The 22510-nt window shown below is 45.4% G+C and carries 12 protein-coding genes; 6 read left to right on the forward strand and 6 right to left on the reverse strand.

Going from position 1 to position 22510, the window contains the following annotated elements:
• Positions 1-414: 414 nt before the first annotated feature.
• The 4 genes from QUA03_RS16955 to yidD form a co-directional block, all read right to left on the reverse strand.
• A complete protein-coding gene (locus QUA03_RS16955; protein WP_333213421.1) occupies positions 415-6153 on the reverse strand; it encodes an AAA family ATPase in 5739 nt (1912 codons plus the stop codon).
• Between the two features lie 223 nt (positions 6154-6376).
• The gene (locus QUA03_RS16960; protein ID WP_333213422.1) at positions 6377-11755 is read right to left on the reverse strand and encodes an AAA family ATPase; all 5379 of its coding nucleotides are present in this window, start codon (positions 11753-11755) and stop codon (positions 6377-6379) included.
• A gap of 1232 nt (positions 11756-12987) precedes the next feature.
• Positions 12988-13380, reverse strand: a complete 393-nt coding sequence (locus QUA03_RS16965; RefSeq protein ID WP_333165791.1) for a hypothetical protein — start codon at positions 13378-13380, stop codon at positions 12988-12990.
• Between the two features lie 152 nt (positions 13381-13532).
• Positions 13533-14096, reverse strand: coding sequence for a membrane protein insertion efficiency factor YidD (yidD, locus tag QUA03_RS16970; protein ID WP_333213423.1), 564 nt, complete (start codon positions 14094-14096; stop codon positions 13533-13535).
• Positions 14097-14318: 222 nt separating this feature from the next.
• Here yidD and chlP point away from each other — a divergent pair, with 222 nt between their 5' ends.
• Entirely contained in the window at positions 14319-15539 is a 1221-nt protein-coding gene (gene chlP, locus QUA03_RS16975) for a geranylgeranyl reductase (protein ID WP_172186475.1), read from the forward strand.
• A 129-nt stretch (positions 15540-15668) separates the two neighbouring features.
• On the opposite strand, the gene QUA03_RS16980 is transcribed toward chlP, so the two are convergent.
• The gene (locus tag QUA03_RS16980) at positions 15669-16211 is read right to left on the reverse strand and encodes a Dps family protein (protein ID WP_333213424.1); all 543 of its coding nucleotides are present in this window, start codon (positions 16209-16211) and stop codon (positions 15669-15671) included.
• 355 nt (positions 16212-16566) lie between these two features.
• Between QUA03_RS16980 and QUA03_RS16985 the strand changes: the two genes are divergently transcribed.
• The 3 genes from QUA03_RS16985 to QUA03_RS16995 all read left to right on the forward strand — a co-directional run bounded on the left by QUA03_RS16985 (position 16567) and on the right by QUA03_RS16995 (position 19139).
• Positions 16567-16812: an Asr1405/Asl0597 family protein gene (locus tag QUA03_RS16985; protein ID WP_333156175.1), complete on the forward strand. Its 246-nt coding sequence runs from the start codon at positions 16567-16569 to the stop codon at positions 16810-16812.
• Between the two features lie 73 nt (positions 16813-16885).
• Entirely contained in the window at positions 16886-17548 is a 663-nt protein-coding gene (locus tag QUA03_RS16990; protein WP_333213425.1) for a (2Fe-2S) ferredoxin domain-containing protein, read from the forward strand.
• 256 nt (positions 17549-17804) lie between these two features.
• Entirely contained in the window at positions 17805-19139 is a 1335-nt protein-coding gene (locus QUA03_RS16995; protein ID WP_333213426.1) for a hypothetical protein, read from the forward strand.
• A gap of 166 nt (positions 19140-19305) precedes the next feature.
• On the opposite strand, the gene QUA03_RS17000 is transcribed toward QUA03_RS16995, so the two are convergent.
• On the reverse strand, positions 19306-21468 hold the full coding sequence (locus tag QUA03_RS17000; protein ID WP_333213427.1) for a flavin-dependent dehydrogenase: 2163 nt from the start codon (positions 21466-21468) through the stop codon (positions 19306-19308).
• A 193-nt stretch (positions 21469-21661) separates the two neighbouring features.
• Between QUA03_RS17000 and QUA03_RS17005 the strand changes: the two genes are divergently transcribed.
• Both QUA03_RS17005 and QUA03_RS17010 read left to right on the forward strand, forming a co-directional pair.
• On the forward strand, positions 21662-21895 hold the full coding sequence (locus QUA03_RS17005) for a hypothetical protein (protein ID WP_190662685.1): 234 nt from the start codon (positions 21662-21664) through the stop codon (positions 21893-21895).
• Positions 21896-21941: 46 nt separating this feature from the next.
• Positions 21942-22505 carry a Uma2 family endonuclease gene (locus QUA03_RS17010; RefSeq protein ID WP_333213428.1) on the forward strand — a complete coding sequence of 188 codons (564 nt, stop codon included), beginning with the start codon at positions 21942-21944 and terminating at the stop codon, positions 22503-22505.
• Positions 22506-22510: the final 5 nt, after the last annotated feature.

The following is a 22510-nucleotide window of genomic DNA, read 5'->3' on the forward strand; positions in this document are numbered from 1 at the left end:
AATCTTACACATGCTCAGCGCTGTCAGGAGCCAAAGTCTTTTGATGTAAGGGTTTTAGGCTTTTTCAGCAAGCCCTAAGTAGTTTTTTCTCCCTCATAGTTTTATAGATTAGCGGTGTTTAATTTGGGGTTCTTCTATCTTCAGAGATAATTATTTTTGTCGAGTTTGGTGTTCCTTCAGAGCTAGGTATTTACGAATTATTAATAGATATCTGACCAAAGTTATGTCAATAGTGTGAGGCAATTTGGCTTCGAGTTAGTTAAGTAAATTAAAATATTTAGGGAGTAAAGAGGGGGTAAAATTTAAGGCGATGCACTACACCTTAATAGGCAAAATTGGTAAACGTGAAGAATGAGACAATGAAAATGAGATCCCCCTCCAACAATGTAGCGATCGAGCTTTGGACTATTATCATTAATCTAAATTGGGTGGCAGATCTTTGATTTTTGTGCGATTTCTTAAAGTAGACTGACAGCGTTCCCAATAAATTTTAGCGACGGCATCGCCCTGATTCTGACGCCAACACTCGGCAAACAGCCGGACCGCCTCAGCTAACTTCCCTTGCAAGTAATTTGCCCTAGCTTCTGCAAACAATTCCAGCGTAGCTAACTTGCCCGCTTTGATTTCTGGCGGATCGGCATCAAACACCTCATAAACCGTCACCGCTTCAGATTTTCCCTTGACTTTTACCGTATCGAGAGTGCGGATTGCGTACTGGGATGGATTTTCTAAACGCGAGTAAGTTGACTGGGTGATTAACAGCGACACCCCATAATTTTTTGTCAAACTTTCCACGCGAGAAGCTAAATTCACCGCATCGGAAATTACTGTGCCCTCCATGCGATTTTGTCCTCCCACCGTTCCCAACATCAAAGTTCCAGTATTAATGCCAATCCCAATCTGAATCGGGCCATAGCCAGAATTAGCGCGCTGTTGATTGTATTCAACGAGGCGATGTAGCATGGCAATCCCGGCTTTCACCGCATGATCCGCCTCGCCGCTAAACAGCGCCATTATCGCATCGCCAATATATTTATCAATAAACCCATTATTTTCATTAATGACGGGTTCCATGCGAGAAAGATAGGAATTGATAAATCTGAAATTATCCTCCGGTGTCATACTTTCCGAAAGCGTGGTGAAGTCGCGAATGTCGGAAAACAACACCGACATTTCCAACTGCACTTGGTCGCCCAATTCGACATCAATAATACTTGCTTTCTCTAAAAACTGGAGGAACTGATTGGGGACGAAGCGCTCGTAAGCTTTGTTGAGCTTGAACAGTTCATTTGTAAACTTGATTCGCTCAGCTTCGGCTTTTTTACGCTCCGTGATATCTTGAAAGGCTACAATTGCATAAGAAATATTGTTCTTTTCATCATAGATTGGCGTAGCCCAAACCTCGATCGGAATAATCTTGTTGCCTTGGTGAATTTCCATATCGTCAGCGGTCGCACTTTCGCCACTCAACGCCCGCGTAGAGGGCAATTGTGCAGACGGATATTCCTGCTGTGTTCCAGCTTCATAGAGTTGATAAACCTCTGATAATTGCTCGCTGGTGACTTCGGTAATCACTTCTTTACCTAATAATTGGATAGCAGCGCGATTACTATAGTAAGGTTTTCCAGAAGCATCCAGCACTGACACCCCGACTGGAATTGCTTCTAAAAATTGAGTCAGCCTGTTCTCACTTTCGCGGACTTCTGTATAGAGTTTAGAATTTTGAATCGAGATAGCTGCTTGTCCCGATAACACTTTTAATACTTCCACTCTTTCTGGCGTAAAAGCTCCGGCTGTCAGGTTGTTTTCTAGATAAACAATACTAATAATTTGAGATTGAGTAATCAGCGGTACACATAAAATTGATTTGGGCTGATTTTTTTGGATGTAGGGGTCGTTGGTAAATTGCCCCTCTCGAACAGCGTCATCCAGTACCACACTTTCTTGAGTGCGGGACACATAATTGACAATTGCGGAGGAAAGTTCTTGACAAGTTTCAACGGGGATTGACTGCAACACGATGATTTGTTCGGAATTTATTGTCCCTTGAGCTTCAATTAACAGTTCTCCCTGGCTTGATAAAATTAGATATCCTCTTTGCGCCCCTGCACTTTCAATCAAAATTTTCATCAAGCTAGACAGCAACTTATCTAGCACAATTTCTCCAGAAATTGCCTGAGAAGCCTTCATTACTGTGGTGATATCTAAGTTGTTACCGGAACCAGTGGTCGTCACTATTGCGGTTTTTTTAGTGTTTTTATTTGCCGATTGAATAGGTTTCAATAAGTGGGGATATCGCGTTTCTAAATCCGTTACCTTAGCAGTGGCTCCCCATTGGATATAACAATAATACGCCTCAATCATGTAGAGTTGGGCAAATTTTTCTTTACCCCATTCTAGGTAAAATTTGGCTGCTAGCTCATTAGCTAGGGCTTCTTCGTTGAGGAATTGATTTTCTTTAGCTCCAGCAATGGCGCGATCGTATATTTCGATCGCCTCAGCTTTATTACCCAAAACGCGATGTTTTTCTGCCTCAACCAAATACCATTTATGCAGATGATTCATGGGAGCATTTTGCGCCCACTGTTGTAGAGTTGTTTGATGGGCTTCCGCCTGAGTAATAATTTCAGCTTGCTCGGTTTCTGGCTGTGTGGGGAAGAGTGCCAAGTGCGTCAGAGCTGCATAAAAATGGAAAGCGGGAACAAGAACAAATCCCGATACTGCCATCAAATACGGCTTGGCTTGGGCAATATGGTCTAGAGCAGCAGTGTAATTGCTAAATAAGTAAGCAAGCAGCAATTTGTATATGTAGACCATAGCAATCGCCGTGAATTCTTTGTCCTGATGGTGCTTAGGAATCATCACTCTTTCATCGTAGGCAGTTCCTATTAAACAATCCGGTTGACTTACTGTTTCCCTCAAATTCCACACCCTCTGCTGGGCCATATTCAAATAAGTCTGGGCAGAATATTGCTTTACCTGCGCCATGAAAGCACTGTAACCTGCTATTTCGACTCCCCAAGTGTCTAGTTCTAGCCCACATAAAAAGGTAGCAGAAAAGTAAATATTTATACTGTAGCCAGCGTGTAGAAAATCGCCCGTTTCCATGCCCGTCGTGTAGCCATCTTTCAGCGTCGGTACCGTTGCCAAGACAGCTTCTTGGCGATGCTGAATAAAGCAACTAAACACAAACAGAATCATGGACTTTAATTCGGGCACATTGAACCGATCGAGCAATGAAAGTGCCAATTTACCAAAGGCATAACCCGTTTCCACCTTTCCTAAAAAGGCACACAGAACCATCCCGTGCATCGCATACCCCACCGTCGATGCGGGTGCATTCCCAAAGGAGACCGATAAACTCACCATCGTGGAGGTAACTAGGGGCAGCAAACCGGGCATTGCTTGAAAAATGGGTGCACATAACATTCTTAAGAGTTGCATAGCTGCCCGAGTCTGTGGATTTGTCATCAAAGGCAAGTCAACCAGTTGCTCGATCTGTCTGCCCTGAAGTTGGCTCTTCAGGGTTTGTAGCGCTTTACCAATCGTGGCTTTGTCAGGTTCGCTGGGGAGATCGATTCCCAATAGTCGCAGGGCCTCTCTACCGATTGCGATCGCCTCCAACATCTTGCTCTGGGCTGTCTGCGTGGCGATTGAGATTTCGTAAATTTTGATTTTGTCTAAAATTGTCTGAGCATTCTCCAATACCTGTGCTGCCATCTGTTCCATGCCCTCAAGGTCAGCATTCAAATAGGCGGCTTCGGCAGCAGCAATATAGAGATTCAGGGTCAACTCATACTGACTTTGCCAGCAGTTTGCTGTCAAGAGATCGATTCCTGTTTGCAGATAGATATTTGCCGCAGCGTAGGCGGTAGAATTTCTTGCCTTACATCCGGCTTCTAAGTTAAGTTGTGCTAAAGCTTCCCGCTCGCTTGGCTGGCTGATTAATTCTTTCCCTAAATTCAAATGCCCGACAATATCAAATAGTTTTTCCTCTCTTTCTATGTCCGAATATTTGTGTAAAAATAACTGTCCAATTTTGAGATGAGTGGCTTGTTTTTGGTTGTCGGGAATGAGGGAATAAGCTGCTTGCTGGACGCGATCGTGCAGGAACTTATAAATTGGGTTAGTAACAGACTGATTCAGGGATTGAACGTCTGTTTGAATTAAGCTATAGCCTTTTGCCATCTGTAAAATGAGTCCTTCTTGCAAGGCTTTCCACAATGCTGATGCCGTTTGTTCTGATAATTCTTCACTGACTATTGCCAACGTCTCTAAATCAAATTCCGCCCCAATGCACGCGGCAAGTTTGAGGACATCCTGAGTTTCTTTCGGCAGTTTCTGCAATTGCGCCGCCATAAACTCCACCACATCCGAGGCGTGGGTAAGTCTAGCTTGAGCAAGATCGCACTGCCAATGCCGTACATTCCAGTCAAAAATAATTTGACCATCTTCATACAACGCCTTCAGGAATTGAGTTGAGAAAAAGGGATTACCTTTGGTTTTTTGATAAACCAATTCTGTCAAGGGCCCGGCCCAGGATAAATTACAAATCAGCGTATCTGCTACCAACTGATTCAGATCTCTTTGGCTCAACGGTTGCAGGGTAATAGAATTCACCACTGCCCCAGACTTAACAATCTCATCCACCGTCAGCATAAACGGATGAGTAGGTGACACCTCATTATCCCGATAAGCACCTAAGACTAACAGATGCCCCTTATCCTCCATCAACAGTTGTAGCAACTTCAACGATGTCGAATCTGCCCACTGCAAATCGTCCAAAAACATCACTAAGGGATGTTCGGCAGTAGTAAATACTTGCACAAATTTCTGCATCAGCAGATGGAAGCGATTTTGTGCCGCAGTCCCTGACAGTTCTAGTGCAGTCGGTTGAGGGCCAATAATGCGTTCTAACTCAGGAATCACCTCAATCAGCACTTGCCCGCTATCACCCAATGCTGTCAGAATTTTGGTTTTCCATGTTTGTAATTGGGCATCGGATTCTGATAATAATTGCCCCATCAATTCCCGAAATGCTTGCACAAAGGCACTAAAAGGAATATTGCGCTGGAATTGATCATATTTGCCTTTAATAAAATAGCCCCGTTGTCTAGCAATTGGCTTATGAACTTCGTTCACTACGGCGGTTTTCCCAATTCCAGAAAAGCCAGCTACCAGCATCATTTCGGCGCTACCTGTACTGACTCGTTCAAAGGCTGCTAATAGATTATAAACTTCAGTTTCTCGGCCATATAGTTTTTCGGGAATCAGGAAACGGTCGGTAATATCCCGCGTTCCCAAGGCAAAGTTCTCAATATTACCCGTTGCTTGTAATTGAACCAGACAAGTCTCTAAATCGTGCTTTAGCCCTAATGCCGTTTGATAGCGGTTTTCTGCATTCTTTGCCATCGGTTTGCTGACAATTTGGGAGAGAATTAGGGGAATTTTGGACTCAATTTCGTGTGGGAGAACTAACTGTCTGGCAATGTGACAGTGAATCAACTCTAAAGCATCTTCTGTCTCAAAAGGTAGTTTTCCTGTCAGCAATTCGTAAAATGTAACGCCGAGCGAGTAAAAGTCAGTCCGGTAATCGAGAGTGCGATTCATTCTCCCCGTTTGTTCGGGTGAAATATACGCTAATGTGCCTTCTAAAATATTCGGGTTTTTCAGGGTTGGCGTTTCTCGCGTTAGCTGCGTGGAAATACCAAAATCAATAATTTTTAACTGTTCTGTCTCCGGGTTGTAGACAATATTGGAAGGGTTGATATCTTTGTGAATGACGTTAGCCGCGTGAATCTGGCCTAAACTTTCAGCGGTTTTGATCGCAATTTGCAGAAACTCTTCTAGAGTAAACTTCCGCTGCTGCATCCAAATTGTCAAGGATTCGCCGCCAAAGTCCTCCACAAACATCACGAGGCTGTTTTGGTATTTTTGCAAGTCATAGACTCGCACGACTCCCGCCTCTTTCAACTCTTGGGTGATGCGGTATTCGGTGCGGTAGCGCACCAATTCTTGAGGTGTGGGGTAGCTTTCTTTGAGAAGTTTGAGGATAATCGGCTGGCGATCCGCTTCCCGAATCGCCCGGTAAACTAGAGAGTTGGCGCTTTCATAGAGAAGTGTCACAACGGTAACGCTTGGAATCGAGAGCATATTGATTTTTTTGCTAAAAATTAACGCGAAGTCAAAACGCACCAGCTTGGTGTATACAATAGCGCGTTAGAAAGGAAAAAATTTTGTTTTTGTAACAAATGTTTAGTTTTTCCGGTAGCAGCTTGCAAATACTTTGTGCTAGCCCCGATCGCGATCGCCTAATTTGTATGGCGCACCAAGAGTCGATCGCACTTTTGCTGTGATTTTCAGGTATAGCAATTGCTTAATGTAAATTGTGTAGCCTGTCTTTGATTTTTGTGCGAGTCAACAATGCAGACTCACAGCGTTCCCAGTACATTTTAGCAACGCGATCGCCCGGATTCTGACGCCAACACTCTTCAAAAAGCCGCGCCGCTTCAAATAACTTCCCTCCCGAATAAAGTGCCCTAGCTTCTGCAAACAATTCCAGCGTAGCTAACTTGGCCTGTTTAATTTCTGGTGGATCTGCATCAAACACTTCATAAATCGTCACAGCTTCGGATTTTCCCTTAACTTTTACCGTATCGAGAGTGCGGATTGCGTACTGGGATGGATTTTTCAGGCGCGTATAAGTTGGCTGGGTAATTAATAGCGCCACCCCATAATTTTTCGTCAAACTTTCTACGCGAGAAGCTAAATTCACCGCATCGCTGATGACTGTCCCGTCCATGCGATTTGGTCCTCCCACAGTTCCCAGCATCAAAGAACCCGTATTAATCCCAATCCCAATCTGAATCGGCGCACAGCCAGCGTTAGCGCAGTATTCATTGTATTCAACGAGACGGTGCAGCATAGCAATTCCCGCTTTCACCGCATTATCCGCCTCACCGCTAAACAGCGCCATAATCGCATCGCCAATATATTTATCGATAAACCCGTGATTTTCATTAATGACTGGTTCCATGCGAGAAAGATAAGAATTGATAAATTTGAAATTATCCTCCGGTGTCATAGTTTCCGAAAGCGTGGTGAAGTCGCGAATGTCGGAAAATAACACCGACATTTCTAACTGCACTTGGTCGCCCAGTTCCACATCAATGATGCTTGATTTCTCTAAAAACTGGAGGAATTGATGGGGAATAAATCGCTCATAAGCTTTGTTTAGTTGAGCCAGCCTGCTTTCATTTTTGCGAACTTCTGTATAAAGCTTAGAATTTTGAATCGAGATAGCTGCTTGTCCAGATAACACTTTTAATAGTTCCACTCTTTCTGGGGTAAAAGCTCCGGCTGTCAGATTATTTTCTAGGTAAACAATACTAATGATTTGAGATTGGTTAATCAACGGTACACATAAAATTGATTTTGGCTGATGCTTTCGGATGTGGGCGTCGTTGGTAAATTGTCCCGATCTCGCAGCATCATCTAGTACCACGCTTTCTTGAGTGCGACTCACATAATTGACAATTGCGGAGGAAAGTTCTTGACAGGTTGCAACGGGGATTGACTGCAACACGGTAACGAGTTCGTCATTGATGGTTCCTTCAGCTTCAATGAACAGTTGTCCCTGGCTTAACAAAATCAGATAGCCTCGTTGCGCCCCTGCATTTTCCATCAAAATTTTCATCAAGCTAGACAGTAGCTTATCTAGCAGAATTTCTCCAGAAATTGCCTGAGAAGCCTTCATGACTGCGGTGATATCTAGGTGATTCCCCGAACCAGTCGTTGTCATTGCTACGGTAGTTTGAGTGTTTTTTCTTCCCGGTTGAGTTACCGCGAATAATTGGGGATATCGCGTTTCTAAATCCGTTACCTTAGCAGTGGCTCCCCATTCAACATAACAATAATACGCCTCAAATATGTAGGCTTGAGCAACTTTTATTTTACCCCATTCCCAGTAGAATTTGGCTGCTAGTTCGTTGGCCAGGGCTTCGTCATTAACATATTTGTTTTCTTTGGCTCCAGAAATGGCGCGATCGTACATTTCAATCGCCTCGGCTTTATTGCCTAAAACTCCTTGTCGTTCTGCTTCCACTAAATACCATTTATGCAGATAATTCATCGGAGCATTTTGCGCCCACTGTTGCAGCGTGCTTTGATGGGTTTCTACTAAGGCAATATTTTCAGTTTGCTCAATTGCTGGCTGTGCGGGAAAAAGTGCCAGATGCGTTAGGGCTGCATAAAAATGAAAAATTGGAACAAAAGCCGATCCAGATACTCCCATCAAATACTGTTTGACTTGGGTAATGTGGTCTAGGGCAGCCGTATAATTGCCATAGCAGTAAGCAAGCAGCAGTTTGAAGATGCAGGCACAGGCGATCGCCGTAAATTCATTATCCTGATAGTGCTTAGGAATCATCACCGTTTCATCGTAGGCAGAGCCTATTAACAAATCCGGCCGAGTATGGGTTTCCCTCAAGTTTTGCACCGTCTGCTGAATCATATCCAAATAAACTCGCGCAGAATATTGTTTCAACTGCGCCATTACCGCCCTATAACTTGCTATTTCTGGTTCCCAAGTGTCTAGTTCTACACCAGCGAATAAATGAGTATAAAAGCAAATATATATGTTGTAGCCAGCGTCTACAAAGTCGCCGGTTTCCATACCAAACCTATAGCCCTCTTTCAGCGTCGGTATCGTTGCCAAAAGAGATTCTTGGCGATGCTGAATCCAGCCACCAAACAAAAGTAGAACTGTGGACTTGAATTCGGGTACATTCAACCTATCCAGCAATGAAAGTGCCAATTGCCCAAAGCCATAGCCCGTTTCCACCTCTTGGAAAAAGGCACAGAAAACCATCCCGTGCATCGCATAACCCACCGTCGATGCGGGTGCATTCCCAAAGGAGAGCGATAAACTCACCATCGTTGAGCTCAGCAGGGGCAGCAAACCGGGCATTCCCTGGAAAATGGGTGGAAACAACATACCAGACAGTTGCATAGCTGCCTGAGTCTGTGGATTTGTCATCACAGTTAGGTCAACCAATTCCTCAATCTTTCTGTCGCCGAGGAGGGCCGCAAGGGCTTGTAGCGCTTTGCCAATCTTGGCTTCATCAGGTTCAGCAGGCAGTTCAATCCCCAATTGTAAGAGTGCTTCTCTTGCTACTGCGATCGTTTCTAACACCTTGCTCTGGGCTGTCTGAGCGGCAATTTTAATTTCGTAAATTTTAACTCGATCTAAAATTGTTTGGGCTTCTTGCAAAACCAGTGCTGCCATCTGTTCCATACCATCAAAGTCACCATTCAAATAGGCAATTTCAGCAGCAGCAACATATAGATTTAGTGTCAATTCATATTGAGTTTGCCAGCAGTTGACTGTCAGTAGCTCAATTCCCGTTTGTAGATAGATATTTGCCGCAGCGTAGGCGGTAGAATTTCTAGCCTTACGTCCAGCTTCTAAGTTGAGTTGGGCTAAGGCTGAGCGTTCACTTAATTGATGAATTAACTCAATTCCTTGATTTAAATGCCCCACAATATCAAATAGTTTTTCTTCTATTTCTATCTCGGAAGAACTTTGTAGCAGTAACTGTCCTATTTTGAGATTAGTGGCTTGTTTTTGGTCGTCGGGAATCAATGAATAAGCCGCTTGCTGGACGCGATCGTGCAGGAACTTATAAGTGGGATTAGCAACAGACTGATTTGGGGATTGAGCATCTGCTTGAATGAAGTTATAGCCTTCTGAAATCACTAAAATGAGTCCTTCTTGCAAGGCTTTCCACAGCGCTGATTCCGTTTCTTCTGGTAATTCTTCGCTGACTATTGCCAATGTCTCTAAATCAAACTGCGCCCCAATGCACGCGGCAAGTTTGAGAACATCCTGAGTTTGTGCAGGCAACTTCTGCAATTGCGCCGCCATAAACTCCACCACATCAGAGGCGTCGGCAAATTTAACTTGATTAATATCGCACTGCCACCCCCCTTGTACGCCCCTCAATCCCCCCTTGGTAAGGGGGGATTGAGGGGGGTTAAAAATAATTTGACCATCTTCATACAAGGCTTTTAGGAATTGAGTTGAGAAAAATGGATTTCCTTGGGTTTTTTGATAAACCAATTCTGTCAAGGGCCCGGCTAAAGATAAATCGCAAATCAGCGTATCTGCTACCAACTGATTGAGATCTGCTAAACTCAACGGTTGCAGGGTAATCGTATTCACAGTGGCTCCCGACTTCACAATCTCATCTACAGTCAACATAAACGGATGAGCCGATGATACCTCATTATCTCGATAAGCACCCAATACCAACAGATGCCCGGTATCCTCCATCAACAGTTGTAGCAATTTCAGCGATGCCGAATCCGCCCACTGCAAATCGTCCAAAAATATCACTAAGGGATGTTCTGCTTGGGTAAATACTTGCACAAATTTCTGCATCAGCAGATTGAAGCGATTTTGGGCCGCACTCCCGGACAATTCTAGTGCAGCCGGTTGAGCGCCAATGATGTGTTCTAATTCAGGAATTACGTCAATCAAGACTTGCCCACTCTCGCCTACTGCGGTGAGAATCATGGTTTTCCATCTGTGTAACTGAGCGTCACTTTCTGATAATAATTGTCCCATTAATTCCCGAAATGCTTGCACAAATGCACTAAAGGGAATATTGCGTTGAAATTGGTCGTATTTGCCTTTGATAAAATAGCCACGCTGTCTGGCGATCGGCTTGTGGACTTCGTTCACTACTGCGGTTTTACCAATCCCAGAAAAGCCAGCCACCAGCATCATTTCGGCACTAGAATTACGAACTCTTTCAAAGGCAGCTAATAGATTAACAACTTCTGTTTCTCTGCCGTATAACTTTTCGGGTATCAGGAAATGGTCTGTAAGATCCAGCGTTCCCAAGTCAAATTCTTCTATGCTATCGGTTTCTTGTAGTTGAACGAGACACATTTCTAAATCCTGCTTGAGTCCCAATGCAGTTTGATAGCGATTTTCCGCATTTTTTGCCATCAATTTACTGACAATTTGAGAGACAATTAGGGGAATTTCCGGCTTGATTTCGTGCGGTGGAACTGGTTGTCTGGCAATGTGGCAGTGAACTAGCTCTAAAGCGTCTTCTGTCTCAAAAGGGAGTTTTCCTGTCAGCAATTCGTAGAAGGTGACACCGAGGGAGTAAAAGTCAGTGCGGTAATCGATTGAGCGATTCATCCTACCAGTTTGTTCCGGCGAGATGTAAGCGAGGGTTCCTTCTAAAATGTTGGGATTTTTCAGGGTTGGCATTTCTCGCGTTAGCTGAGTGGAAATACCAAAGTCGATTATTTTGAGCTGTTCCGTTTCCGGGTTATAAACAATATTTGAGGGGTTAATATCTTTGTGGATGATATTGGCGCTGTGAATTTGTCCTAAAATTTCAGTGGCTGCGATCGCAATTTGCAGAAACTCCTTGAGGTTAAACTTTCGCTGCTGCATCCATATTTTCAACGATTCCCCGCCAAAGTCCTCCACAAAAATCACGAGGCTGTTTTGGTATTTTTGCAAGTCATAAACTTGCACGACTCCCGCCTCTTTCAGCTCTCGGGTGATGCGGTATTCGGTACGGTAGCGTAGCAATTCTTGAGGTGTCGGGTAGCTCTCTTTGAGCAGTTTGAGGATGAGCGGTTGGCGATCCGCTTCCCGAAGGGCCCGGTAAACCAGAGAGTTAGCACTTTCGTAAAGCAGCTTCTGGACGGCAATGCCTGGAATGGACAGCATATTTATTTTTTTGGTAAAAATTAACGCGAAGTCAAAACACACCGGGTTCGTTGTGTCGAGAATAGCGCTTTAGAAAGGAACAAATTATGTTTTTATAACACACTCTTAGTTTTTCGGCAGCGAAGTGGCTTTCAGGTGGTCTGGCATAGTAAGGTTAAGGAGTTATCATGCGACGTACCTAAGCCTTGTTAATTCTCAACTCCATGAATTGTCACCGTTTCTGTTATTCAAACATCGTTAAAAATTGTCCCACCCCCAGCGCTAAGCAAAACTTTAAATGAATATATTGTCACAGGAAGTTTGTTTAAAACCCGAGACATCAAACGATTTCAGAAGAAACAAAAAAAATGAGCGATCGGCTTTTATTAGAAAAAATATCTTGAGTCGCGATTGTCAAAGTCACGAGGGTGTCCCCCCGCTGGTTCCAATACTATGTGTTTTTCAACAATTAGTATCAGTCTCCCGGAAAGTTCAAGTAAAGTCAAAAAACCCAGGCAAGCTAACGATCCAAGGTGATGAAATGTGGTCGTTTGTAGGCAATAAGGGTAACAAGAAGTGGAAATAGCTGGCGATTGATGCCTTAACCAAAGAAATTCTAGGGGTTTATAGCAATCCTACATGAGTCGTAAGTTTTTCACCCCACCCCAACCCTCCCCTTACTAAGGGGAGGGAGTAAGAAATTCACAAATGATGCGAGGATGACTATATATAGGAAGTCTAGTTGAAATGGGTGCTAAAGGTTTTTGGGATTCCCTCCCAGGAGTTTACAGACAATGTGCCGTCTATTATACAGATTTTTTGGTCGCATCTAAAAAAGTTTTGCCTCGCCAGCGACACAAATCTGTCGGGAAAGATAGGGGCAAAACTTTTGATATCGAAAGATGCAAGAACTCCCTGATGTACAAGATATCTCGCTATTGTTCTAAGAAAGAGTCTTTCCTAATCTAAAAAGCTCTCCAATCGTGTGGGAGCTTTGTGGTATTTTATTCATCATTACAACGCTTCTTTATCCCTAAAAGGATTAAGAATTTTTCGTTGCTATGCAGAACTACCAGGCTTTGTTCTGATGATTTTGGAGAGTCAATCGATTTTAGATTTTAGATTTTAGATTTTAGAATTGAAGCATTGATCCCACGGATAAATTCGGGGGGCAAGTTTCATCGGATACAGGTTTTTTATTTCTGGACGGATGAATCAGGGGGCTTGTATCCTGGATGCTTTCGGTGATTTATCTACTTCCGCTTACCCTTCCCGGCTACAAACTCCCGCAGCCGGAGTAAACTAGCCGTTTGCCCCAAATTCAGTGGCAGCAGCGACACTCCCTCCAACCGAGACTGCACCCAACCATCGCCCCAATACCACTCGTGAAATCCGTCAATTCCCTGACTCAATAACAGCCGCAGACAATTGTGCTCAACAATATCAACGTGATGCTGAACTGCCACGGGGCCCAGCCAACTTGTAAAGGTCAAACCTTGAGCAAATTCTTCCGGCAAACCGCTAGACAACTGCTGCGGCCACAGCCACTGCTGCAATTGAGTTGGACGCAACAAGCTGTCTCTAATCGCTGTTTCGGAAGCTTCAAGCTCAATCCGCAGGTTGCTTTGTTGAAAATTACCTAGCATAGCAATTTGAAATTTTATATAGGAGCTTAACGTAACTTAAATGTAACGTAATTGCACCGAGTTCGATCGACAATCGCGATCGCACCCTCTGAAAATTCCCCTACATTTAGTAAAAAAAATTTACCTATTTGGAGAGCGGTTGGGGAGTAAAACTAGAAACAACTGCCACAATCCGCGCTGCCACAATCGAGTCCCGAACAATCCGCGCCGCTACAATCGAGCCGCGAACAATCCGCGCCACTACAATCGAGCCCCGAACAATCCGCGCTGCCACAATCGAGTCCCGAACAATCCGCGCCACTACAATCGAGCCCCGAAATACATTCCGAGATTCCACAATCTAGGCCTTCAATACAGTAATTTTCACCCTGAGAGCTTCTGCGAGGAGTTTTCCCCTGAGATTTTGGTCGATCGGATTTTGGTTCATCGTTACCCTCGAAATTGGAGTCTTCACAGCCAGATTCAGTGCTAAACCGGGCTTTCAAGATGTGATTCGCGCGTTTGCAAGCCGCAAACCGGCGGCGCGATGCTTTGATCGCCCCAAATAAACCCAATTTGGCGATCGCGCCCTTGATATACTGCGAGCAAGACTCCCCCCCGTACAGCACTCGGTGAGCGCAAGAAAACCCTTTTATCGGCGAGATGTGTTTCTGGTATCCGCTAATAGAAGCTACAGCTAATTGTCGGAGGGCTGCATCAAAGATAGGCGTTTGCATTGGTTTCTCATACGTTAGGTATTTCCTTCCTGCTAAAAACTACAACCAACAGCTCAACAATTCGCCGCGCCCCATCCCTCGCGCGATGGCTATTTTCGTATCGAACTGTTAAGCTCTGTTTCATTTCATTGAAATCTCCCCTGCTTCACGCCACCGCATCCCAAGTCCGTGATACCATCACACCTGAGTAATGCCTATAGAAAAAAACTGGAGAGAAAAGCTTTGACACTAAGGGTTGCAGTAGTAGGTTCAGGCCCTGCGGGTTCTTCCGCCGCCGAAACATTGGTAAAAGCAGGCATCGAAACATACCTATTCGAGCGTAAATTAGACAACGCCAAACCCTGCGGTGGGGCGATTCCCCTGTGCATGGTCAGCGAATTTGACTTGCCGCAAAGTATTATTGACCGCCAAGTCAGAAAAATGAAAATGATCTCCCCCTCCAACGTCGAGGTGGACATCAATATTGAAAACGCACACGAATACATCGGTATGTGCCGCCGCGAAGTGCTCGACGGCTTCATGCGCGATCGCGCCGCTTCCTTGGGTGCAAAACTAATTAACGGCACCGTTCACAAATTAGAAATTCCCGGCAACAATACAGACCCCTATACTCTCCACTATGCCGACCACTCCGACGGCAGCGCCATGGGAATTCAGAAAACTCTGAAGGTGGATTTGGTAATCGGGGCTGACGGCGCTAACTCCCGCGTAGCAAAGGCGATCGACGCTGGTGATTACAATTATGCGATCGCCTTCCAAGAACGAATCCGCCTGCCGGAAGATAAAATGGCTTACTACCACGACTTAGCCGAAATGTACGTCGGCGATGACGTATCTACCGACTTCTACGCTTGGGTGTTCCCCAAATACGACCACGTAGCCGTCGGCACCGGCACGATGAAAGTCAATCAAGCCAGTATTAAAAAGCTGCAAGCAGGCATCCGCGCCCGCGCTGCCAAAAAATTGATGGGCGGTGAGATTATTAAAGTGGAAGCTCACCCTATCCCGGAACATCCGCGTCCTCGCCGGGTTGTCGGCCGAGTTGCTCTCGTAGGCGATGCTGCAGGTTATGTTACCAAGTCTTCCGGCGAAGGTATCTATTTTGCCGCCAAGTCTGGCCGGATGTGCGCCGAAACTATTGTTGAGATTTCCAATAAAGGCGCGCGCATTCCGACTGAAGAGGAAATTAAGATTTACCTGAAGCGGTGGGATAAAGCCTACGGCATTACTTACAAAGTTCTCGACATTTTGCAGCGCGTGTTTTACCGTTCCGACGCTACTCGCGAAGCTTTTGTGGAAATGTGTGCCGATCGCGATGTGCAAAAGCTCACATTCGATAGCTACTTGTATAAAACCGTGGTACCGGCTAATCCTTTCATTCAGATGAAGATTACTGCGAAAACCATTGGTAGCTTGTTGCGTGGGAATGCTTTAGCGCCTTAATTCCCTGCGGTTCAAACGCACTTTGTATAAAAAAGCGAGCAGTCACAAAACTGCTCGCTTTTTTTTTGATCTAAGATAACGAACCGCGAAGGCGCTAAGGGCGCGAAGGAAGAGGAAGAAGAAGAATTGTTAGTTCAAGTTCAATTGCACTAAGGTATCGGGGGCGAGGAAGTGGGAAATGTGATAAGCCCGCTCTTCTGTTTTTAGCAGGATTTTTTCGTAGAGGTAGCGGGTAGCTCGATCGCCCAAACTTTCTGCTTGCCCTGCTTGACGGCGCAGCAAACCTATAATAGCTTGTTCCGCCGTCAAATCGTGTTCTAGCATTTGGCGGCAGGAATATACGCCGTCGGCTTCCGGCTCAAAACAGCACAGCTCGGCTAACTTGCTAAAGCTAGCTGCTGGTATGCCGCCCAATCCGTTTAACCGTTCGCCCAACTCGTGGACGCTATCTTGAGCTTCTCCGTAGCTTTCTTGAAAGAATTTGTGCAAGGAGTAGAATTCTGCCCCTTCCACCACAAAATGATGTTTTTGATATTGCAGGTATAGAGCCTGAAAACTGGCCAGCAGCGCGTTCATTCCTTCACAAATCGGTGCTGTGACTGAATGTTCCAGTAGAACTGGGTTTTCGGATATGTGGCCAAATGGTCTCAATGCACTCTGAGTCTGGGCCATGTGTGTTCTCCTCTCAATAGGCAGTTTTGTTGCCAATAGAGTCAGTCTAGCACCCTAGATTTACCCGTCAAGCAGCGTCTGCCTCGATAGTAGAAGATTTTGTAGAGTAGGAAATTTTTTTTGTAAACCTATTGAGAATTATTAGCAGTTGGGTTATGCTTGAACAAGATCCTCGTTCTGAACGCTTCCTGAAAGTGGGGCGAACCTTCAGAAGGCAGAAGGCAGAAGGCAAGAGGCATAATTTTTCAGGAAGGGCTTTTGATCATCTTTGATGTTCTGCTGAAATCTGGCTTTTCACTTCTACCCGCTACCAGTCAGGGTAAAAATTAATGCAAATTATTACTGTTGTTACAAAATGAATCCAGCAGATCCAGAATTAGAAGTTTGTGACATTGTGCAAGTTAGTTGGCTAGATAGGTGGCAAGTTTACAAACGCTTGCAAGAACTAGAAATTCCCTGCTGGTGTGCGGTTGACCAACCTTTGCGGGCAAAAGTCAATACTGTTAAACAAGCGGCTCAGTTAATGAGTGTGTTGAGGCAAGTCAGTGCCCCTCGATGCGAACTCGTGCAGTGGCTGGAATGCTGCTGGCAAATCGGGTAAAGGTAGAAGGAAGTTCGGCAACGAGCAGTGTAGAAGATGTAACGGATGTAACGGATTTAAAGGAGTTATAACAATGTATAAGTCTGGCAAGCAAGTTTCCGAATTCAGTTTAGAGGGAGAAATCCTCGGCCTAATTATTGAAGATGGCTGCAAACTTAAATATTTGCGAATTAGCAACGATCGCGGAGTAGAATATCTTGTTAAACTTTGCAAGGAATTGCGGTCATTTCTGTCGCCTATTTTGACACCGGGGTTGAGAGTTCAAGTTGTAGGTGAGAAAGAACTTAACTTGAAAAACGGTAAAATAAAACTTAAAGCTCGTAGCCTCAAGCTGGCTCAGGGTAACAACGATCGATCGCACGAACACCTTGACTCCACCAATGGGCCTGTTGCGGTATTGACATCCGACGATCGCGCGATCGCTAAAACCGAAGTCAGCTCTCCCACAGCAGCTAAAACTGTAAAAGCTCCGGCAAAAACCCCAACCAAAATATTAGTATGTCAAAAATCAGACTGCCTGAAGCGGGGCGCTGGAGGAGTCTGTAAAGCTTTAGAAAATGCTTTGAATGCGCGCGGTTTAGAAGACAAAGTGACTGTACAGGGAACCGGATGTCTCAAACAGTGTAAAGCGGGCCCAAATATAGTTGTGATGCCGGACAAAACTCGCTACAGCCGCATTGCACCGGCAGAAGTTCCAGCAATCATTGACAAACATTGTGCAGTTGTTAAAGCTTAGGCGAGCGCCGAGATACCGAAACAGTGCGTTAGAGATCGGGAAAAATTATTTTAATAGGACTCTGGGCAAAAAACTCACAGGCCCATCTTACGCCTTAATTTGAGTTCGGGTTGTAGTTCGATCGCGCCACCCGATTCAGAGGTTATTGTCCGAAAAAATAGGAAAAAGGCCAAAACTATCACTTAGGGGCTTCCTTCTGTAGAATCTCTAAGGATAGACTGTATCTGAGACCCTGTGAGTATTGGGATAAAAAGCCATGTCAGAAGCTGATCTTCGAGCCCATCAGCACCAACCGCACCCTGCTGTTCCATCCGATACCGAACCATTTCAGTCAGATTTTGCTGCTACTGGGGATTTTGAGCCGATCGCCCCCGATGCGACAGAAACTCCCGCAACGGTTCCCCAACAGCCAGAAGATGAAGACTGGCAAACAGTAGATTTTCCCAACGCCATCAGCGTAGATGCAATTCCCACAACACCTGAAACAAAAAATTCGCAATCTCCCACACAGCCAACTGAGGCGGGCTCGCCCCCAATTTCAGACAATCTAAAAAATATGCTTGGGAATGCCGAACAGGCCAAGGGCAAAGGATCGACCCCAGTCACCCTTATGCAAGCGCTGCACGAATGCAACCGCGACCTTTTGCAGCGCATCGCCCAGCTAGAAACAGCTTTGGAAGAGTCCCAAAAAACCTTGCAGAATCGCGAAACTTTGCTAGAACAGCGGACTGCAGAACTCGAAAATTCTCAAGAACAATTGACGCGGCTGTTTGGCAAAGTGGAAGTTTCCCATCAAACCCTCCAAAGTCAAGAAATTTTAGTCGAAAGTTTAAGAAGTCAGTTGGCAACCAGCCAAGTCAGACTAGCGACTGTTGAGCGAGAATGTGCGTCTACTGTGCAGCGCTACAACGAACAGTTACAGCAGTTAGTAGCCACAGAAAATATTTGCAGGGAATTGCGAGCCCGCTTGCACCGCCAGCAGCGCCACACTCTGCAATTCAAAGCTGCCTTGGAAAGAAGTTTGGACAGGCCGCAGGTAAAGTCTCCGAGGATTGAGCCGCCTGACAATAATCTGGACACCGCCAGCGCACAATTAGAATCTTTGCTCGCGGCGGTCAAAAGCTCTCAGATGCCGGTGCCGCCAGCCTTCAACGCTTCCCCTGTCCAACCTTGGTCGGAACCAGAAGAGCTTCCAGAGTTAGCCGCTGCTGTTGAGGCGATCGAGCCTGAATCCCCAGCCCCTCTAGAACTCAACAAATTAGCACAAGTATCCGCCATTCAATTACAGGAGACCGAAACCTACCAGCCTCATGAGCCGGCAACTGACTCGGCCGAACCGGTTGCGGAACCTGAACTGCCGATGGCTGAGTCTGAACCCGAAACAGCTACCAAAGTGGACGCCCAAGAATTGGCCAGGGCTTTTCAAATTTTGAACTCTGTTGAAACCTTTGGCATTCAAGAAGTGCGATCGAGTGTGGCAAAACCTACAGCAGTCGCCCAACCAGACTGGCTGAGCTTGATTGCCAGTCCGCTGCGGGCTTCTAAAAAACGTCGATCGCTAGCTGAAATTGAATTGCCGAGTTTTCGATAGCGAACTGATATCATTTCCGGTAACACCGGAATGATGTTGACGGTTGACGGTTGACGGTTGACGGTTGACAGTGAACAGTCAACAGTGAACAGTCAACTCGAATTTACTATTCCGATGCTAACGGATTGGATATGAGAGTTGCTAGTTTTGAGTCAAAACTCAACACTCAACACTCTTTTCTCCCCTTTCCCATGCCATAGGTGAGAGCATAGCTGGTAGCCAACAGCCACAGCCAAACAGCCGGATACCGGGGTTCCAACCAAGGCTGTACCCTGCGGGCGAAGCTGGGAAGCCATCCGAAGAGCAAACTGGCCAAAGCCAGCAGAGTAAAATTCAAGTAACTTCCCAGCCAGCGCCAAATATCCCCCAATGTGACAAAATCTAAAATCCACAACAGGAGAGAAGGATTTTTTCCCGCTGCTTCGATCGCCAGTCGATTGAAAGTTAGCCAGTCGGTTCTATCTTTAATAAAAGTTTCGGCGACGGCGAGTTTTTGTGCTGCCAAAATACCGAAAAAGGTATTGAGCATTGAATTAATTCTTTGGGGTGGCAAACTGCTGCCGGTAGGAACCATCATGCCTTTAGAAAATAGCCAAGTTACTGAAATATTGCTCTGGTAGGCGCGAATTTGGTTTAAGTGATTTGCCGTCAACAAATTGTGCTTTAATGCTGTATCCAACAGGTCTGTTAAGCGGAAAAGATTGCGGACAAGAGAGCCGAAGCCTGTGAAAACGAGGGGAGATTGCAAGGATGCTGCGTCGCCGATCGAGACTAGGCGATCGATCGCCACGGAGCGATCGCTGCTGTTGCTGCTAAAATGCCCCGGAATATAACCAAAGGTCGGTTTTTTCCAAACCAATTTATCGACATCGCAGCGGCGGTATTCCGGCAAAATTGCGAAAAAATCTTCGTACATTTCCAGCAAAGAACCGGGATTCTCTGGATGTACTTGGTGGTAGTGAAATAGATAAACTGTCAGTTCTGTGCCGGCGCCGGGAAACAACTCCCAAATGAGCTGGCGTCCGCGGGAAATGTCCCCGTGAGTGTGGAGTACATCCCCGTAATCGGAATCCCATATTCCCGGCTCAAATCCTCCGTCGATGACTGCTCCCACTGTCGGACAAACGCTGTCAAAAGTCCGCCCTTCGTTCAATTGCCAAGCGATGGGAGAAGCCGACCCCATTGCATCCACCAGCAGCCGTCCTAATGCAGTGCGATCGGCTTTTGTCGGCAAGTGGCGGCCCTGAACTACTACTTTTTCCGCTTCAACATCTGCTCTGATAAACTCAGTTTCGTCCCAGATTTCTCCACCAGCTTCTGTTAGCTTAAGTCCCGCTAAATTTAGCAATTTCTCTCCGTCCAAAGCTACATTGAGTACCTTTGGTGTGTGCAGAACAGGCGCTTTAGCCACGAACGGATTGTTAGCATCAAAAAACTTGTTGTAGCCATCTTTGTATTCTCTGGCAATCAAAGTTTCGATTTCTGCAGCAGTAAATAAACCCAAATCAATTAAGCTTTGAATTTCGTCCCGCGAAATATTCCACTCGCGATTCATTCGCCCGAAAGGCATTCGTTCAACTAGCAGCACCCGGTAGCCCAATCTCGCCATGACTGCGGCGTGAATCACTCCCAAGGCCCCGCCAATATAAATTAAGTCGTAAAAAGTATCGCCAGAATCAGACACCGAAACTGTACTTTTTACCTTCTTCTTAACATCCGTTACATCCGTTAAATCCGTTACAGAATCCGTTGCCGAACCCTCTTCCTTCAAAAACACTACTTGTTTTGGCGTTTGAGGATTGCGAGTGCCTTCGCGCCAACGCTGTTCCCACCAGTAGACGCGCTTGAGGTCGTATTCGCCTTGAGGCATTTTTTGGAAGTATTTGACGGTGAGGGGGTAATAGGGGGCAAGAGCCTCAAAAATTGACTGTTTGGAGAGGTCTATGACAGGGGGTTCCCGGTAGCGATCGGGAAACTTGTTTCTTACAGCAAGATTCAGAGCTTCCAGGAACTTTTTTTCTCCCGCAGGCGCCTCTTCTAGACGAAAGACTTTTAAATAAGTGGTGCGCTGCAGTGACCAGACAAAGGTGGAAAGTTCAGTCGATCGCCAATTTGGGTTTCCTAATTTGGTGTCAGCCAATGCGGGTTTTGGATTGGCCTTTTGAGTTCCAGACTTGAGAACCTCGGCTGTTGTGGCTGGTGAAAGCAGTCGAAAGCCGTCAGCAGTAATAATTTTTTCTCCCATTCCGGGATCGAATTCGTGCTGCAACCAAGTGCAGACGGCTGCTGTATCCGGTGTCGGGACTTCTAGATAAAGAATTTCTTGCATGATTAGGCTCTCAATTCTGAATAAATTAATAAAGATGGGGGAGTTGACAAGGGAGCAAAGTAGGCTATACTCCCGAATACTTATTTAGTTTTAAATAAGTTTACAATGTTCTCAGATTTTTAGGTTTTCGATCGCTCTTGCTCTCGGTGGGGGCGCAACGGCTGAATATCTACTCCTTTCGGTATGCACTTCTATGAATTATCCCATTCCTACGAATCCTCAAGAAATGATTGCTTTGCGACAGCAGCCGCTGAATGAAGAATTGGTGGCGTCGGCGATCGCGGGTGTGATTCAAATAGCTCGATCGCGATCTCAGTCTTTGGATGAATTAAAGGCTGAGGTACTCGCGGACGACAATCTGCTCGATTTTGCTCAGAGGCTATGGCTGAGCGACATTGTGGCTCAAGCTTGGAACAATTTACCTTAGACTAGACTGCTGCTAAAAGATCTACTTCATTAGAGGTGAACTTAAAATGGTACAAACAAGATTAAAATCCTTAACTTTAGAAGAGTTTCTCCAACTACCCGAAACCAAACCTGCCAGCGAATACATTGATAATCAAATTATTCAGAAGCCAATGCCACAAGGGAAACACAGTACGACTCAATGTGAACTAATTATTTTCATTAACGCTATATTAAAACCCAAAAAAGTTGCACGAGCATTTCCAGAACTCCGGTGTACCTTTGGCGGAAGGTCAACAGTGCCTGATGTTTCAGTATTTGTCTGGAACCGAATTCCCGCCGATGAGAACGGCGAAATTGCTGATGTCTTTCCCATAGCTCCTGATTGGACAATTGAGATTTTGTCGCCAGACCAAAGTCAAACTAAAGTTACTAAAAATATTCTGCACTGCTTAAATCATCAAACTCAAATGGGCTGGCTGATCGATCCCGACGAACAATGCGTTTTTGTTTATGTTCCCCAGCAACAGACAGCAGTATTTGATGAACCAGAAATGCTGCTACCTGTGCCGTCCTTCGCTAACGAACTGCGGTTGAGTGTCGGAGAATTATTTGGCTGGCTGCTGAAATAATCTTC

The sequence above is a fragment of the Microcoleus sp. S36b_A4 genome (assembly GCF_036700645.1).
GTDB lineage: Bacteria > Cyanobacteriota > Cyanobacteriia > Cyanobacteriales > Microcoleaceae > Microcoleus.